The following is a 17,437-nucleotide window of genomic DNA, read 5'->3' as shown; positions in this document are numbered from 1 at the left end:
CCGGGCTAAAATCTCACAAACCTGCGATTGACCCCCCGCGCCAGCAGCCGTAGGAAAGGCGCGCATCATTAAGGGGCAAGTGCCATGTCTGACGCCGCGCAAAAACCACGCTCTTTCCAAGAGATCATCCTTGCTCTGCAGGGCTACTGGGCGCGGCAGGGCTGCGCGATCTTGCAGCCCTATGACATGGAAGTGGGCGCAGGCACCTTTCACCCGGCAACGACGCTGCGCAGCCTTGGCAGCCAGCCTTGGGCCGCGGCCTATGTGCAACCCTCGCGCCGCCCGACCGACGGGCGCTATGGCGAGAACCCGAACCGCTTGCAGCATTATTACCAGTATCAGGTGCTGATCAAACCCAGCCCGCCCAACCTGCAAGAGCTGTATCTCGGCTCGCTTGAGGCCATCGGCATCGACATGGCGCTGCATGACATCCGCTTTGTCGAGGACGATTGGGAAAGCCCGACGCTTGGCGCTTGGGGTCTGGGCTGGGAGGTCTGGTGTGACGGGATGGAAGTGTCGCAGTTCACTTATTTCCAGCAGGTCGGCGGGCATGACTGCCACCCGGTTTCGGGCGAGCTGACCTATGGGTTAGAGCGATTGGCAATGTACGTGCTGGGCGTCGATCATGTGATGGACATGCCGTTCAACAGCCCCGACGCGCCGATCCCGCTGACCTATGGCGATGTGTTCAAACAGACCGAAGAAGAATTCGCGCGTTGGAACTTTGACACGGCAAACACCGAGGTGCTGCTGGACCAGTTCAATGAGGCCGAGGCGCATTGCCAGTTTATCCTCGACCAACCCGCCGAGGACCCCAAGACCGGCAAACGCATCGTCATGGCGCATCCGGCTTACGACCAATGCATCAAGGCCAGCCACATCTTTAACCTGCTCGACGCCCGTGGTGTGATCTCTGTCACCGAACGGCAGGCCTATATCGGGCGGGTGCGCAGCTTGGCCAAGGCCTGCGCCGACGCCTTCGTGCAGACCCGCGCAGGCGGTTGGACGCCGGAACAGGAAAGCGCGAACGCACAATGAGCGGCAAGATCGTCGGCATCGTCATCCTCGCCTGCGCGTTGATCGCCGGGGCGGCGCTTTACTACCTGCAGATCTACGGCTTTTACCGCGAGGTGCCGGAGGCGCAGGTACAGCTTGTCTCGCTGACCTCGCAAGAGCCGGAGGAGATCGCGACGCGCAACCTGCAGGCCATTGATGCCGACAGTTCGCCTATCCGCTTTCGCGCCTGTTTCGAGACGGACATGAGCCTCGCCATGGCGACCGAGACCTATGAGTTGACCGACCACACCGACCCGCGCAACGCGCCCGGCTGGTTTGATTGCTTCGATGCGCCAGCCCTTGGCGCCGAGATTAAAGCGGGCACGGCGCTGACCTTTCTTGGGGCCAAGAACGTGCATTATGGGGTCGACCGGATCGTGGCGATCACGGAAGATGGCCGTGGCTATATCTGGCACGAGTTGAATGACTGCGGTGAAAAATCCTATGACGGCACTGTAGTGGGCGAGGCTTGCCCGGAGCAGCCCGCCAACTGATTGCGCCATCTTCTCCATCGACATTCGCGCGGAACCTTTTGCCACTGTCGAACGCTTGTCCCCGAATAGAACGGGGGACGAGCATGTCAGAGAAAACACATGTAGGACTGAAATGGGTGATGCGCGCGGGCTATGGCTCGCGGGGCGTGATCTATACAATCATTGGCGGGCTGGCGCTTCTGGCCGCCTTCAAATCGACGCAAGCCTCTGGCACCAAAGACGCACTGGCCGCACTCCGCGACGAGCCATATGGCGTGCCCGCGCTTTTCGCCATTGGTATCGGGCTTCTGGCCTATCTGGTCTGGCGCGTGACGGCTGGCGTGAAGGACGTAGAGGACCAAGGAACCGACCCGAAAGGTCTCATCGCGCGGATTGGCCAGATCACAACCGGGCTGATCCACGGCGGTATCGGTGTGTCGGTTCTGGCACTGGCGCTTAGCGGCAAGAACAGCGGTGGCGACTCCACCGAAGACTGGACGCAAAAGCTGATGTCGATGCCGATGGGCCGCTATATCGTCGCTGCGATTGCTCTGATCCTGCTCGGCGCGGGCGTCTACTACGCCTACAAAGGCTGGAGCGGGAAATACAAAGGCCATTTGGCTCGGACCCAGTTCACTGAAAGCATTGACCCGGTTCTGACGATTGGACTGGTGGTCTATGGCATCATGATGGCTCTTGTCGCAGGGTCGCTGGGCTATGCCGCGCTGACCGCGAATCCCGAACAGGCAGGTGGCCTCGGCGAGGCGTTGCAATCGCTAAGAGGCATGGCCTTTGGGCGTTTCCTGCTGGGCGGCGCGGGATTAGGTCTCATCGGATTCGCCGTCTACAACTTCGTCGAAGCGGGCTACCGCGTGGTGCCGAAGTTCTCCGACCCCGATATCCGCACGCTGATGGATTAAACGCCACGCGGGGGGCTAGACCCTCGGCCCCCCGCCCGTTATCCAAGCCCCCGATGAGACGCCGCGATGCGGCAAGAATTGGGGGCCGCCCGTGCCAGATCTGCTGATTGAACTTTTCTCCGAAGAAATTCCTGCGCGGATGCAGAAACGCGCGGGTGAAGACCTGCAAAAGCTGGTGACCAACGGCTTGGTCGAGGCCGGGTTGACCTATGGCTCCGCCGCCGTCTTCACCACACCGCGTCGCTTGACGCTCGCGCTTGGCGACATGCTCGCCGCCAGCCCGCGACAGGTCGAGGAACGCAAAGGCCCCAAAGCCGATGCCCCCGAAAAAGCCATCGAAGGGTTTTTGCGCGGCGCGGGGCTGACCCGTGACCAGCTTGAGGAACGCGACTCCCCCAAAGGCAAAGTCTTTTTCGCCAAGATTGAAAAGCCGGGCCGCCCGGCGGCCGAGATCGTGGCCGAGGTGCTGGAACAGACGATCCGCAATTTTCCATGGCCCAAATCCATGCGGTGGGGCACTAACAGCCTCAAATGGGTGCGTCCGCTGCATTCGATCCTTTGCATCATCAGCGACGAGGCCGGAGCCGAGGTGGTGCCGCTGACGGTTGACGGCATCACCGCGGGCAACACCACGCGCGGCCACCGTTTCCTTGCGCCGGGCGAGATCGAAGTCGCAGGTTTCGAGGACTACCAGAACAAACTCGCGCGCGCTTGCGTCGTGCTCGACCCCGCCACGCGGGCCGATACGATCTGGAACGATGCGACCAACATGGCCTTTGCCGCCGGGCTGGAAGTTGTCGAAGACGCAGGCTTGCTGGCCGAAGTCGCCGGGCTGGTCGAATACCCTGTGGTCCTGATGGGGCGCATTGGCGAAGATTTTCTCGGCCTGCCGCCGGAAGTCTTGCAGACCTCGATGAAAGAGCACCAAAAGTTCTTCTCGGTCCGCAATCCGAAGTCGGGCCAGATCGAACGCTTCGTCACCGTCGCCAACCGCACCACCGCCGACGATGGCGCGACGATCCTTGCGGGCAACGAAAAGGTGCTCGGCGCGCGGCTGTCGGATGCCAAGTTTTTCTGGGACAACGACCTGCGCACTGTCACCGCCGAAGGCGGTATGGCGACTTGGGTCAAGGCGCTGGAAAACGTCACCTTCCACAACAAACTGGGCACCCAAGCCGAATTGATCGACCGCATGGCAACCCTCTCGCGTGAGCTTGCCCCGCTAGTCGGCGCCGATGCCGATGAGGCCGAGCAGGCCGCGCGGGTGGCCAAGGCCGACCTCAGCTCCGAGATGGTTTATGAGTTCCCCGAATTGCAGGGCCTGATGGGCAGCTACTATGCGCGCAAGGCCGGGCTGTCGGACGCTGTGGCGGATGCGGCCAAAGACCACTACGCGCCGCTCGGACCATCTGATGACGTGCCGACTACGCCGGTGTCGATTGCCGTGGCGCTGGCCGAGAAGATCGACAAGCTGACCGGCTTCTGGGCGATTGATGAAAAGCCTACGGGCAGCAAGGATCCTTTTGCGCTGCGGCGCGCAGCTTTGGGTGTAATTCGGATTTTGGTGGAGAACGACATATCTCTCGACTTGAACTTAGTACTAACGAAGGCCAATCGAGGTTACCAATTTGCCAAGACAGAGCAGGTTCTAGAGAGGTTCGCCAGCTATTTCATTGAGGTTTCGAAAACTGAAGATTTCTGCAATCAGGAAGCTCTTGGCGCACTTGTCCAAGCAGAACGTTTATTAAGCAAGGATACCGATCTGCCGATGATCGAAGAGGCTACATCAAAGCAAATTCGTGACATCATTGAGCGGTATTCAACCTATCAGTTGTCGCATGCCGAGGACTTGGCCGAGTACGATGGCGAAACGGTGCAAGATGAAATTGCAAATGAAATATCGCCGAGAAGGGCAAAACGAAAAAGTGCTCCGAGCCGACGCAAACTAAGCCGCGCAAGGCATTCAGCTTCGGTGGAGATAGTTTCCTTCATCCATGACCGCCTCAAAGTCTACCTTCGCGATCAAGGCATCCGCCACGACGTGATCGACGCCTGCATCGCCATGGACGGAAGCGACGATCTGACCCTCTTGGTCAAACGCGCCCGCGCGCTGTCGGAGACGCTCAAAACTGACGACGGCGAAAACCTGATCCAAGGCTTCAAACGCGCCAACAACATCCTCAGCCAAGCCGAAGAGGCCGATGGCGTGGAGTATTCCTTTGGCGCCGATCCGAAGTTCGCCGAAACGGATGCGGAAAAAGACCTCTTTGCCGCGCTGGACAAGGCCGAGGCCAAGATCACCCCAGCGATGGTCGAGCAGGATTTCTCAACCGCGATGGCAGCGATGGCCGAACTGCGCGGACCGACCGATGCCTTCTTTGAGGCGGTGCAGGTCAATGCCGAGAACCCGACCGTGCGGCGCAACCGGCTTAACCTGCTCAGCCGCATTCGCACGATCTGCACCTCGGTCGCCGATCTGACCAAGCTTGACGGGTAAACGGGGCAGGGGGCGAGATGACTTGCCCCTTTGCCCTGAACCCCTATGCTGCATCTGAATAGGTAAGGTGCCGCAGTGCAGAATGATCCGAACACCACGCTGGTGACCCCCACCGCGCCGATCGCCAATGACAGCCACGGCGGGCGGGCGAAATGTCTGCAACGTCTGGTGCGGCTCGATCTGCCTGTGCCGCGCACGGTGGCGCTGTCCTTTGACGCGGTGCAGCGGATTGCGCGGGGGCAGATGCCCGATGTGCAAGCGGTGGTGGATCAATTCCCCGACGGCGCGCTCCTCTGTGTGCGGCCCTCCAGCCAAGACCCCGATTGGGGCGGGCCGGGGGCGGTGCTGAACATCGGCATCAACGACACATTGTTCGAGCAGTATGCCGAGACCATCGGCGAAGGCCCAGCGGCGGCGCTTTATTCGCGATTTGTTCAGTCCTATGCGGTGAATGTCGCCCGCCTTGATCCCGATATGTTCGACGAGGTGAACGGCGATGGCCGTGCGGCCCTCATGGATTCCCTGCGCGCCTATGAGGCTGAAACCGAGGAGCGCTTCCCACAAGACCCGGCAACGCAACTGGCCGCGGTGCTGCGTTCCATGGCCCGGGCGTGGAACGGCACTTCGGCGCGGCTTTTGCGGCAGGCCAAGGGTGCGCCTGCGGATGCGGGGCTGGGCCTGGTGGTGCAGCAAATGGCCTTTGGTGTCGGCAAGGGACAGTGCGGTTCGGGCGTGCTGCAACTCGTCGATAGTGACACCGGGCTGCCGCAGATTACCGGGCGCTACCTAAGCCAAAGCCAAGGCCGCGACGCGCTCGAAGGCGATGCGGCGGCCATGTATCTGACCTGCGACCCTCGTGGCCCGTCGCTCGAAGAACTGGTGCCCGATGCCTTTGCCACGCTGAAAGACCACGCCGCCCTGATGCGCAAGCGACTGCGGGCGGAGATGCAGGTCGAGTTCGTCATCGAAGACGGCAATCTCCACATTCTCGACGGTGTGAAAGTAGCGCGTTCCTCACGGGCAGCGGTGCGCATCGCGGTGGCCTTGGCGGATGAGGGCATCATCAGCCGCGAAGAAGCGCTGATGCGGGTTCAGCCACGCACGCTTTCGGAGTTGCTGCACAGGCAGGTTGCTCCTAGCGCCAAACGCGACGTTATCGGACGCGGCATCGCCGCCAGCCCGGGCGCAGCCACGGGTCGGATCGTTTTCTCCGCCAATGACGCGCAGGCCAGCGCCGCGCGGGGCGAGGCTTGTATCCTCGTGCGCCGCGAAACGACACCTGAAGACATCCGTGGGATGCACGCCGCCCGCGCGGTGCTCACAGAACGCGGCGGTATCACCAGCCACGCAGCGGTGATCGGGCGCGGGATGGGGCTGCCCTGCGTGGTCGGCGCGTCGAACATGCGTTTTATCGTTTCGCAGGGGCAACTGATGTCTCCAGATGGTCGCGTGTTCTCTGCGGGGGATCAGATCACGGTTGATGGGTCCACAGGCCAAGTGCTCGCCGGCGCACCGGAGATGCAGGAAGCTGCGCTAGACGACACCTTCAACCGCCTGATGGAATGGGCCGAGGATGTGGCTGATATTGGCATTCGTGCCAATGCGGACACCCCAGCCGACGCCCAGACCGCGCGCAACTTCAATGCGCATGGCATCGGGCTGTGCCGCACCGAGCATATGTTCTTTGAGCCCGGGCGTCTGACCGTGATGCGTGAGATGATCTTTGCCGAAAGCGGGGAAGACCGCCGGGCCGTTCTGGAACGCCTGCTGCCGATGCAGCGTGACGACTTCACCCAGCTCTTCCGGATCATGCAGGGTCAGCCAGTCTGTATTCGGCTCTTTGATCCGCCGTTGCACGAGTTCTTGCCCTCAGACAAACTTGGCCAGCGCGAACTGGCCGAAGCGCTTGGGCTGCAGATGTCGGACGTTACGCGGCGCGTGGCGGCGATGACTGAATATAACCCGATGCTCGGCCTGCGCGGTGTGCGGCTTGGGGTCACGGTGCCCGAGATTTACGAGATGCAGGCCCGCGCGATTTTTGAGGCGACCATTGAGGCCAGTCGCGACGGTGAGCCGGTCGTGCCCGAGATCATGATCCCGCTGGTCAGCGCGCGGCGCGAGGTGGAACTGGTTAAGGCCAGCGTCGACGCCGTGGCCGCCGCAGTGCGTAGCGAACGTGATGCGAGCTTTACCTACCGGCTTGGCGTCATGGTCGAAACCCCGCGCGCCTGCCTGCGCGCCGCCGACATCGCGCCGCATTCGGCTTTCCTCAGCTTCGGCACCAATGACCTCACCCAGATGACTTATGGTCTGTCGCGCGACGACGCGGGGCGTTTCATGTCTAATTACGTCCAGCAGGGGGTCTATCCCGAAGATCCTTTTCATGTGCTCGACACCGATGGGGTCGGCGAATTACTGCAACTTGGTGCCGAGCGGGGGCGCAAAGCGCAGCCAGGAATCACCTTGTCGATCTGCGGAGAGCATGGCGGGAACCCGGAATCGATCGCATTTTGCCGCGAATCGGGCTTCGATTACGTTTCCTGCTCGCCGTTTCGCGTCCCGGTAGCACGATTGGCCGCTGCGCAACTCGCCATCGCGCACAAGATCGGGTAGGGGCGGCGGGCCTCAGCCCAACTTATACCATAATTCGGCGGGAATCTGCACAGTTCCGCCCCGCGACTTTACCCGCGGGAACCTTTTGACTATTCGCCCCGGAGCCATAACAAGTTTGCGAGGCGCGAAATGCGTTTTATCCGTTCGATCTCTCTTGCGCTTTCCGTCGCGCTTTCCACCAGCCTGCCGATCACAGCATCGGCCAATTCCGAAAGCGCCAGCGATCTCGCGCAGATCGAAATTCAAGGTCTCAAATCCGCAGGCGCTGCCCGTCTGCAGGAAATGGTCGCCCAGCCTGCATCTGCCAGCGCGAGCGAAGTGAAGTATTCTAAATCCTGGATCGACAGCCAACCCAAAGCCGAGGGTAGCGCTGAGTTCCGCTGCCTTGCCGAGGCGCTCTACTTTGAAGCGCGTGGCGAGTCTGTCAAAGGTCAGTTCGCGGTGGCCGAAGTCATCATGAACCGCGTGAAATCTGCTCGCTTCCCCGGTTCGCTGTGCGGCGTGATCAACCAAGGTACAGGCCGTAAGTACCAGTGCCAGTTCACCTATACCTGCGACGGCCATAAGGAAGTCGTGAATGAGCCCCGCGCTTGGGCGCGTGTGGCCAAAGTTGCCCGCGCTGTCATCGACGGTACCGCGCCTAAGCTTACCGATGGGGCGACGCACTACCACACGACTGCCGTGAACCCGAAATGGGCGCGTGTCTATACCAAGACCGCTCGGATCGGCGATCACCTGTTCTATCGTCACACCTGGAAAACCGCGTCGAATTGATTTCGAGCGGGCCGGGCCCTTGGGGTGCTGGCCTGCCGTTGGCGGGGCTGCTAGAGGTGGCCCAGCCCTTGGGGCTTTGTCACTGATCCGATAGGCGCCACTCATGTCCGAAGAAACCCGACTAGCCTTTGCGCACCCCGAAGCGCGGGCCGAGGCCATGGCCGGCAGCGAACCGCGCGACCGTATTTCGCTGCGCGATCATATCGTTGAGGTCGAAATCGGCGCCTTTCAGGCCGAGCGTGGCGTGACTCAACGGTTGTCGTTCAATGTAGTGGTCGAGGTAGTGCCTCTGACCGGGCCGGTTGATGACGATGTGGACCGGATCCTGTCGTATGACCGTGTCACCGAAGCCATTGCGGCAGAGCTTGCCGCTGAGCGGCTGAACCTGTTGGAAACCCTCGCCGAACGTATCGCCAACCGCATTCTGACTGAGCCGCAGGCAGCGAAAGTCTTTGTGCGGATTGAGAAACTCGACCGTGGACCCGGAGCGCTCGGTGTTGAGATTGTGCGCAGCGGTAACGCGCAGACCCAGATCGATACGCCCGAGATCTCTGCGCAATCTCCACAGATCGTTTACCTGTCCGACGCCGCGATGCACTCGGCGCATTTGTCCGGCTGGCTTGACCAGTTGGAGGCACTTGATTTGCCGCTCGTGCTCTGTGTTGGCTTGCCGGACCACGAGACACCGCAGGCGGATGGTCCCTCAGCTCAGCGCCGGATCGCGTTGCTGGCGATTGAGCAAAACGGCTGGATGCTTGCCGCCCGTGATCCGCGTCTAAAGGTGGTCGGTAGCCGGACGGAGATCGATTGGGCCATGAAGAATGGCCAGAGCATCGTTTGGGCCCCGTCGCGGATTGTTCTGGACGCTGTCGACGGACCGAGCGCCCCCCCGCAGCAAGCGCTTGATTTGGCGGTCTGGTTCGCCGAAAGCCTGCAGGCTACGCGGCTTCTGGTGATTGGCGCTGAGGCGCCCGTTGCGGAGAATGTCCAAGTTCGTACGGCATCCGTTGAGACAGAGACCTTGCCACTATGACGCGCTATATCCGCCCCTTGGTCCAGATCGGCCCCGCTCGCCCAAAAACCGCCCTGTCGCTGACCGGCGGCTGGGGCTGGTTCACACATGTCGAGGTTTTGTCACGCAGCGCGGCTCCTCAGGTCGTGCCCGTGGCTGACCTTGATGACGCAGCGCTCTCCCCCCTGATCGCAACACGTCCACCGGTGGCAGGGCTTTCAATGGACCGCCCGCGGGTCATGGGCATCCTCAACGCGACCCCGGACAGCTTCTCGGACGGCGGGCTGCATGCGGATGCGCAGGTGGCCGTTAAAGCCGGGCAGGCCATGCGCGCAGCGGGCGTAGACATGCTCGATGTCGGCGGCGAATCCACGCGGCCCGGTTCCGAGACGGTCCCTTCGGAAGAAGAAATCGCCCGCGTCATCCCGGTGATCGAAGGGCTGCGCGCGGGCGGAGCAGGCGCAATCAGCATCGACACACGCAAGGCTTCTGTGGCCGAAGCCGCTGTCGACGCGGGGGCTGATCTGGTTAACGACGTGGCGGGGCTGACCTATGACCCTGAACTCGCGCCCCTTTGCGCGGCCCGAAATCTGCCTGTCTGCGTCATGCACGCCCAAGGCGACCCGGCCACGATGCAGCGCGATCCGCGTTATGATGACGTGCTGCTGGACGTCTACGATTATCTAGCCGGGCGAATTGCTGCGCTGGAGACACAGGGTATCGCACGCAACAACATCGTAGCAGACCCCGGCATCGGTTTTGGCAAGACGCTGGAGCATAACCTGACGCTGCTGGCGCGGCTCAGTTTGTTCCACAGTCTCGGCGTGCCCATTCTACTCGGTGCCAGCCGCAAGCGGTTCATTGGCACCCTCGGCGGGGCCGAGGCGGGAGCAGGGCGTGCACCCGGTTCCATTGGTGTGGCCTTGGCAGCGCTAAACCACGGTGTGCAGTTTTTTCGGGTGCATGACGTGGACGAAACCGTTCAGGCGATTACACTTTGGCAAGGCGCGATGACAGGGAAAGAAAAATGACAAAGCTTTTTGGTACAGACGGCGTGCGCGGCACAGCCAATATCCATCCTATGACCGCCGATATGGCGCTGCGCATCGGTGCGGCGGTGGGGCGCTATTTCCGCCGGGATAAGGACAGCGCACACCGAGTGGTTATCGGGAAAGACACCCGCCTGTCGGGGTATATGTTCGAAAACGCGCTTACGGCGGGCCTAACCAGTACCGGCTTGAATGTCCTGCTGCTGGGGCCTGTGCCGACGCCGGCGGTGGGGTTGCTCACGCGCTCCATGCGTGCTGACCTCGGGGTGATGATCTCAGCCAGCCATAACCCGGCGAGCGACAATGGCATCAAGTTTTTCGGCCCCGACGGGTACAAACTCTCTGACAAGGTCGAGCAAGAGATCGAAGCGCTGGTAGCCGAGGGGGTAGAACCGACCGCACCGAACGAGATCGGCCGCGCCAAGCGGATCGATGACAGTCGCTATCGTTATATCGAACGGGTGAAATCTTCTTTTCCAAGGCAGATGCGGCTCGATGGTTTAAAGGTTGTAATCGATTGCGCTCATGGTGCGGCCTATCACGTTGCGCCGATGGCGCTTTGGGAGTTGGGTGCCACCGTTATTCCAGTGGGCGTGGCGCCGAACGGCTTTAATATCAACGATGGCTGCGGCTCGACTCAGCCTCAATCGGCGGCTGAGGCTGTTGTCGCGCATGGTGCGGATGTGGGTATCTGCCTCGATGGCGACGCCGATCGCGTGATCCTCATTGACGAGAATGGCCGCATTGGTGACGGTGACCAGTTCATGGCGCTGATGGCCGCGCGTTGGTCGAGCGAGCACCGCCTGAAGGGCAATGCTCTGGTGGCGACGGTGATGAGCAACCTCGGGCTTGAGCGCTACCTTAACGACCGCGGTGTTCAGCTGGAACGGACCGCCGTGGGCGACCGCTATGTCGTGGAACGGATGCGCCAAGGGGGCTTCAATCTGGGTGGGGAGCAGTCAGGCCATATCGTGATGACCGACCATGCCACAACGGGCGACGGTCTTATGGCGGGGATGCAGTTCCTCGCGGAAATGGTGCGGTCTGAAAAACCCGCGTCGGAATTGCTCTACCAGTTCGACCCGGTGCCGCAGTTGCTGAAGAATGTGCGTTTTTCTGCAGAGCAAAGGCCGTTGGAAGACACAGATGTGCAGGCCTCTATTGCGCAGGCCGAAGCCGATTTGGCCCAAGGCGGGCGGCTTTTGATCCGAAAATCCGGTACCGAACCGCTGGTGCGTGTGATGGCGGAACATGAGGATGCTGCACTGATGGAGCGCGCTGTAGATAGCGTTGTAGATGCCGTGGACCGTGCAGTATCTTCGCCAAAGGGTTGATTAGCGTCGGTGTCTAACGCAAAGTTTGAAGACTATTGTTCAATTAGGATTTCAAACTATGCGTTTATTTTTCACAGTTTGCGCGGCCATCGTTGCCGCAGCGCCAGCTTTTGCGGACATGAAGGCCCAGGTCCTTTCGCCTTGGAACGGCAAGACGGTGCCTGCTGGTCAGCAATGCACCCTTCATGGTGGCAAGGGGGCGACACCTCCGTTTCAGGTGACCGGGCTTCCGGCCGATACAGTCATGGTTGTTGTCGAGTATAACGACAAAAGCTATCGCCCCCTGTCGACCAAGGGTGGCCATGGAACAATCGGCTATACGGTAAAGGGCAGCAGCGCTAAATTGCCAGCAGTTCCGGGTTTGACTGCAAAATTGCCGCGCGGGGTGCGCGTGATTAAAGCAGCGAGAGGGACCGGCGATTACAGCTCCGCGGGTTACCTGCCGCCATGCTCGGGCGGCAAAGGGAACAAATACGAAGCCGATGTCAAAGCAGTGAATGCTGCGGGGAAGGTAACGGCGAAGACCAAAATGGCTTTGGGACGCTACTAATCCCAATGGCGCTCCGCTTTTTGGCGGAGCGTCAGCCGTTCGCTTAAGAGCGTCCAAACAGCCGCGTCAACGCACCGTATTGGCTTAGCCCGACACCCGCGAGAATCAACGCCATCGCATAAAGCAGCGAAAGCGGCAGCGGCTCTGACAGGATCAGCGCGCCGAGCAGGACCGACCAAACGGGGACTTGGTAGTTGACCAAAGACATGAAGACCGGCCCGGCAGTGCGCACCACATAGACACGCAAGAAAGCCGCGCCTGCGGTGGGAACAAGGCCGAGAAAAGCTAAGACGGCTAATATCTTGGGCGAAGGCATTGGTGGCGGGCCTTCGGTGAGAAAGGCGGCGGGTAGCATCACGACAGCACCGATTAGCATGAGGATGGTGCCAAGCCCAATAGGATCCACCGAAGGCAGACGCCGCATCAGGATCGAACTCACCGCGTAGCAAGAGGCTGCTGCGATGCAGGCGATGCGTCCTGCCGTCTCCATCGCGGCGCCCGTGCTTTCAAAGGCTTGGCCGCCGATCAGCACCACCACGCCGATAAAACCGATCACGAAGCCACCTGTCTTGCGCGGGGTCATACGCTCGCCCGGCAGCAGGAAATGCGCCATTGGGAGAACGATGAGCGCCACCGACGCCATCGTCACGCCTGCAAAGCCAGACGTCACGAATTGCTGCCCCCAGGCGAGCAGGGAAAAGGGGAGGGCTGAACTGATGACACCGATGATGATCAAGGTCACAATATGCCCGGATGCCGGACGTTCGGTGAACAGTGCAAAACCGCGGGTGGCCCAGAGTGCCACCATGACCACGGCTGCCAAACCGATCCGTGAGGCGGCGAGCCAAAAAGGGGTGATCCCGGTGAGTGCAACCTCGGTAAAAAGGAACGTGCCGCCCCAGACAAGGCCCAGCAGGGCGATTGATAGCCAACTGGTCAGGGTGATTTGGGGCGTGGTGTTCATTGCGGCTCCGGGGAAAGTGCAAAGACCCCGGCGCAGGGCCGGGGTCGATGTCGTTCAGTGATGAGGGGAAAATGGCTCAGTTCTTGGCCTTGTCCACCATTTTGCCTGCGGAGATCCACGGCATCATCTCACGCAGCTTGGCGCCTACCTGTTCGATACGGTGCTCATCGTTGATCCGGCGCGTCGCTTTGAAGGACGGTTGACCGACAGCGTTTTCCTGCATGAAGTCGCGCACGAACTTGCCGTTCTGGATGTCCGTCAGCACGTCTTTCATGCGCTTCTTGGTCTCATCGTAGGGCAGGATGCGCGGGCCGGAGACATATTCGCCATATTCCGCCGTGTTCGAGATCGAGTAGTTCATGTTGGCGATGCCGCCTTCATAGATCAGGTCGACGATCAGCTTCACTTCGTGCAGGCATTCGAAATAGGCCATCTCAGGTGCGTAGCCCGCCTCGACCAGCGTCTCAAAGCCCATACGGATCAGTTCAACCAAGCCACCGCAGAGCACTGCCTGCTCACCGAAGAGGTCGGTCTCGCATTCTTCGCGGAAGTTGGTCTCGATGATGCCGGAGCGGCCGCCACCGATGGCAGAGCAATAGCTGAGGCCGATTTCCAGCGCCTTGCCAGAGGCGTCTTTGTCCACGGCCACGAGGCATGGCACGCCGCCGCCTTTGGTGTATTCGCCGCGCACCGTGTGGCCCGGACCTTTGGGCGCCATCATGATGACGTCAACGCCTTCCTTGGGCTCGATCAGGCCGAAGTGGACGTTCAGACCGTGGGCGAAGGCAATCGCGGCACCCTCGCGGATGTTGTCATGCACGTATTTCTTGTAGGTCTCGGCCTGAAGCTCATCGGGCATGGTGAACATGATCAGGTCGGCCCAAGCGGCGGCTTCGGCGATGCCCATGACCTTGAGGCCTTCGCCTTCGGCCTTGGCTGCAGAAGCAGAGCCTTCGCGCAGGGCGACGACGAGGTTCTTGGCGCCGGAATCGCGCAGGTTCAGCGCATGGGCGTGGCCCTGGGAGCCGTAGCCGAGGATCGCCACTTTCTTGTCTTTGATGAGGTTCACATCGCAGTCACGGTCATAATAAACGCGCATGATCTTGTCCTTTGGGTTGTCTTGTTCTGGGTCTCACCATAGCGATGTTGTGCGCAGGAGCCATTGTCATCGCAGAGGTATTTGTGAAAGGATGAAGATAGTTATTCGTCGATTGTGCTAAAAATGGAAAATTCATGCTTGATGACCTGGATCGCCGTATATTGCGCTACTGGCAGGCCGAGCCGAGCCTGAGCCCCGGTGAACTGGCGGAGAAGTGCAATATTACGGCAGGCAAGGCGGCGCGGCGGATTGCTCGGTTGCAGGATCAGGGGATCGTGCAGGGCAGCGGGGTGGTGATCGATTGGGCGGCGCTTGGCTATGCGCTGGAAGTGTCGCTGCGGGTGACCTTGGATAAGACGCAGGCCAATGCGTTTGATACTTTCATGGCTGAAGCGCGGCAGGTGCCGGAGGTGATTGAGATCCAGACCTTTTTGGGCCGGGTTGATTTGCGCTTGTCGATCATCGCACGGGACATGGGGCATTATCAGCAGATTTACCGCAGCCGTATTTTGACCCTCCCGCATATCGCGGAGATCGAGGCGCTGATGCATGTGGCGCGGATCAAGACGCAAGAGGGGCTGCCGCTGTGATCGAGTTGGATGAAATCGACCGGGCGCTGCTGCGGGCGCTGGAGCGGGATGCGGCGCAGAGTGCGAGCGCGTTGGGGCGGAATTTGGGTCTGTCACAGCCAGCGACCTGGCGGCGCATCAAACGGTTGGAGGCCGGCGGGGTAATTGCCGGGCGGCGTTTGCGTTTGAATGCCGAGGCTTTGGGGTTCGGCGTGACGGTCTTTTTGGGGATTAAACTCGCTACGCGGGGGCGGGTGAGTTTGGATGATTTTGAGCGGGCAGTCTCTGCGATCCCTGAGGTGCAGACGGTAGAGCATGTTCTGGGGCTGTTCGATTACCGCTTGCGGGTCGTTGCGCGCGATTTGCCGGACTTTGAACGGGTCTTGCGGCGGCGGATAATGACCTTGCCGGGGGCGGGCGAGGTGGAGGCCAATGTGTTGCTCAGTGAAGAGCGCTTGCCGGGCCCGCTTTGAGGTCCGATCTATCGAAGTTTAGCTAAGTAGCGGCGCCTGCTCTGCATGCGTTAACGGCTCCTTTGCCGCGAGCGCTTAGGGCTGTCCCATGATGCGAGATATATTGAAACTGCGCTTGCGCACATGGGTCAACGTGTGGACCTTCACGGTGATGATGACCATTGGCACGGTATTGGCCTGCGCGTTCTTGGTGACGGTGGTCTATCCCGAGCATCTGCAGGTACTGATGGGGCCACGGGCGATCATCATTACGACTTTGATTACCATCCCTTTTGCGTTCTTCGTTGGGACCAAGCTGCGCGAAAACACGCGGTTAAGCGATGAGTTGGTCCGGCTGGTGAACCGCGACCGGCTGACCGATGTCGCCACGCGCGACTTCTTTTTCCGGCGGATGGAGAGTGATCCAAACGCCTATGGCGTGTCGCTGATGGTTGATATCGACCATTTCAAACGGGTGAATGACACCCATGGGCATTACGCTGGGGACGCGGTGATCAAACATGTCAGTCAGGTTCTGCGCGACGAGGTGCGGGCACAGGATATCGTTTGCCGCTTCGGCGGTGAAGAATTCGTTGTGTTCCTGCATGAGGTCAGTGCCGATCAGGGCTTGGTCGTGGCCGAACGGATGCGCACGGCGGTGGCGGCCTCGCCTGCGTCGGGTAGGGGGCAAGCGATTTCGGTCACTGTGTCGATCGGCGGGTCGTTGAAGGACCGGTTGGCCGATATCAATATCTCCATCCAACAGGCGGACGCGGCGCTCTATCGGGCCAAGAGCAACGGGCGCAATCGCACGGTTGTAGACTGGTTGCCGGCCCCGGCGGATGAATCGCGGGTCGGCTAAGCGCCGCCAGGGCGAGACGAATTGCCTTTTCCAGCAACGCGCCATATGCCTGTTCTTCGATAGATGGAGGAAGATCAATGGCATTGCTCGACACGGTAGATCCGACAGGGTTGGATGAATTCAGCGTGGTTTTCACCGACCGCTCCCTCAACCATATGTCGGCGGAATTTCAGCAGGTCATGCGCGATCTCTCTGCGTGGCTGGGCGAAGTCTATAACGCTGAGGCCGTGGCGCTGGTGCCGGGGGGCGGCACCTATGCGATGGAGGCCGTGGCGCGGCAGTTCGCCCGAGGGCAGGACGTGCTGGTCGTGCGCAACGGCTGGTTCTCCTACCGGTGGAGCCAAATTATTGAGAGCGCCGATCTGACCGGCAGTGCCGAGGTGCTCAAGGCGCGGATGCAAGGCAACACCAGCCCTGCGCCCTTCGCGCCCGCGCCGATTGAGGAGGTCACTGCGGCGATCCGCGAGAACAAGCCGGAGGTGGTTTTTGCACCGCATGTGGAGACCAGCTCGGGCATGATCCTGCCGGACGACTATATTAAGGCGATGGCGTCGGCGGCGGAAGAAGTCGGTGCCCTTATGGTGTTGGATTGCATCGCGTCGGGTTGCGTTTGGGTCGACATGAAGGCGCTTGGCGTCGATGTGCTGATCTCGGCCCCGCAGAAGGGGTGGAGTGCCTCGCCCTCTGCCGGGTTGGTGATGATGTCCGCCCGCGCCGAAGCGGGGCTGGCCGAAACGACATCGGACAGTTTTGCCATCGACCTGCGCAAATGGCGCGACATTATGAAAGCCTATGAGGCGGGCGGTCATGCCTATCATGCGACCATGCCTACGGATGCGCTGCGGCTCTTCCGCGACACGGTGCGTGAGACACGGGGCTATGGCTTTGATCGGCTGAAGGAGGCGCAGTGGCGTTTGGGGGATGCGGTGCGTAAGGCGCTTGCCGAGCGCGGGGTGACCTCGGTTGCCGCTGACGGTTTTGCCGCGCCGGGCGTGGTGGTGGGCTATACCAATGATCCGGATATACAGAACGGCAAAGCCTTTGCCGCGCAGGGCATGCAGATCGCCGCGGGCGTGCCGCTTCAGGTGGGGGAGCCGGAGGACTTCCGGACCTTCCGCCTTGGCCTCTTTGGCCTTGATAAGCTTTATGACGTTGATGCCACCGTCGCGCGTTTGACCAAGGTGCTCGACGAGGTTTTGTAAGCTCTTGCGCC

General features: G+C 60.9%; 16 protein-coding genes. 14 read left to right on the top strand and 2 right to left on the bottom strand.

Going from position 1 to position 17,437, the window contains the following annotated elements; genetic code table 11:
• The first annotated feature begins 84 nt into the window (after positions 1 to 84).
• From BLS57_RS04490 to BLS57_RS04445, 10 genes are all read left to right on the top strand, one after another.
• A complete protein-coding gene (locus BLS57_RS04490; protein WP_093739619.1) occupies positions 85 to 1,038 on the top strand; it encodes a glycine--tRNA ligase subunit alpha in 954 nt (317 codons plus the stop codon).
• On the top strand, positions 1,035 to 1,550 hold the full coding sequence (locus BLS57_RS04485) for a DUF6446 family protein (protein WP_093739617.1): 516 nt from the start codon (positions 1,035 to 1,037) through the stop codon (positions 1,548 to 1,550). Before BLS57_RS04490 ends, BLS57_RS04485 begins: the two co-directional genes overlap by 4 nt.
• Positions 1,551 to 1,633: 83 nt before the next feature.
• Complete coding sequence (locus BLS57_RS04480; RefSeq protein WP_244153593.1) at positions 1,634 to 2,449, top strand: DUF1206 domain-containing protein; 816 nt, start codon at positions 1,634 to 1,636, stop codon at positions 2,447 to 2,449.
• Positions 2,450 to 2,540: 91 nt separating this feature from the next.
• Positions 2,541 to 4,946 (top strand): glycine--tRNA ligase subunit beta, encoded by a 2,406-nt coding sequence (gene glyS, locus BLS57_RS04475; RefSeq protein WP_093739615.1) that lies wholly within the window; start codon positions 2,541 to 2,543, stop codon positions 4,944 to 4,946.
• Between the two features lie 75 nt (positions 4,947 to 5,021).
• Entirely contained in the window at positions 5,022 to 7,559 is a 2,538-nt protein-coding gene (locus BLS57_RS04470; protein WP_093739613.1) for a putative PEP-binding protein, read from the top strand.
• A 129-nt stretch (positions 7,560 to 7,688) separates the two neighbouring features.
• Positions 7,689 to 8,333, top strand: coding sequence for a cell wall hydrolase (locus BLS57_RS04465; protein ID WP_093739611.1), 645 nt, complete (start codon positions 7,689 to 7,691; stop codon positions 8,331 to 8,333).
• 103 nt (positions 8,334 to 8,436) lie between these two features.
• Entirely contained in the window at positions 8,437 to 9,366 is a 930-nt protein-coding gene (locus BLS57_RS04460; RefSeq protein ID WP_093739609.1) for a dihydroneopterin aldolase, read from the top strand.
• Positions 9,363 to 10,376, top strand: a complete 1,014-nt coding sequence (folP, locus tag BLS57_RS04455; protein ID WP_093739607.1) for a dihydropteroate synthase — start codon at positions 9,363 to 9,365, stop codon at positions 10,374 to 10,376. Before BLS57_RS04460 ends, folP begins: the two co-directional genes overlap by 4 nt.
• Positions 10,373 to 11,728 carry a phosphoglucosamine mutase gene (glmM, locus tag BLS57_RS04450; RefSeq protein WP_093739605.1) on the top strand — a complete coding sequence of 452 codons (1,356 nt, stop codon included), beginning with the start codon at positions 10,373 to 10,375 and terminating at the stop codon, positions 11,726 to 11,728. The genes folP and glmM overlap by 4 nt, the downstream gene beginning before the upstream one ends.
• A gap of 58 nt (positions 11,729 to 11,786) precedes the next feature.
• A complete protein-coding gene (locus BLS57_RS04445) occupies positions 11,787 to 12,278 on the top strand; it encodes a hypothetical protein (protein ID WP_093739603.1) in 492 nt (163 codons plus the stop codon).
• Positions 12,279 to 12,321: 43 nt separating this feature from the next.
• Here the strand turns inward: BLS57_RS04445 and BLS57_RS04440 are convergent, their stop codons facing one another.
• Both BLS57_RS04440 and ilvC read right to left on the bottom strand, forming a co-directional pair.
• Positions 12,322 to 13,242, bottom strand: coding sequence for a DMT family transporter (locus BLS57_RS04440; protein WP_093739601.1), 921 nt, complete (start codon positions 13,240 to 13,242; stop codon positions 12,322 to 12,324).
• Positions 13,243 to 13,318: 76 nt separating this feature from the next.
• Positions 13,319 to 14,341 carry a ketol-acid reductoisomerase gene (gene ilvC / locus BLS57_RS04435; protein WP_067622701.1) on the bottom strand — a complete coding sequence of 341 codons (1,023 nt, stop codon included), beginning with the start codon at positions 14,339 to 14,341 and terminating at the stop codon, positions 13,319 to 13,321.
• 134 nt (positions 14,342 to 14,475) lie between these two features.
• Here ilvC and BLS57_RS04430 point away from each other — a divergent pair, with 134 nt between their 5' ends.
• The 4 genes from BLS57_RS04430 (at position 14,476) to BLS57_RS04415 (ending at position 17,426) form a co-directional block, all read left to right on the top strand.
• Positions 14,476 to 14,931, top strand: coding sequence for an Lrp/AsnC family transcriptional regulator (locus BLS57_RS04430; protein WP_093739599.1), 456 nt, complete (start codon positions 14,476 to 14,478; stop codon positions 14,929 to 14,931).
• A complete protein-coding gene (locus BLS57_RS04425; RefSeq protein WP_093739597.1) occupies positions 14,928 to 15,383 on the top strand; it encodes an Lrp/AsnC family transcriptional regulator in 456 nt (151 codons plus the stop codon). The genes BLS57_RS04430 and BLS57_RS04425 overlap by 4 nt, the downstream gene beginning before the upstream one ends.
• Positions 15,384 to 15,471: 88 nt before the next feature.
• Positions 15,472 to 16,224, top strand: coding sequence for a GGDEF domain-containing protein (locus tag BLS57_RS04420; RefSeq protein WP_093739595.1), 753 nt, complete (start codon positions 15,472 to 15,474; stop codon positions 16,222 to 16,224).
• Positions 16,225 to 16,301: 77 nt separating this feature from the next.
• Positions 16,302 to 17,426, top strand: a complete 1,125-nt coding sequence (locus BLS57_RS04415; RefSeq protein WP_093739593.1) for an aminotransferase class V-fold PLP-dependent enzyme — start codon at positions 16,302 to 16,304, stop codon at positions 17,424 to 17,426.
• The last annotated feature ends 11 nt before the right edge of the window (positions 17,427 to 17,437 follow it).

The sequence above is a fragment of the Sulfitobacter delicatus genome (assembly GCF_900102535.1).
GTDB classification, from domain to species: Bacteria; Pseudomonadota; Alphaproteobacteria; order Rhodobacterales; family Rhodobacteraceae; genus Sulfitobacter; species Sulfitobacter delicatus.
This window is presented reverse-complemented; position numbering and strand designations above follow the sequence as displayed.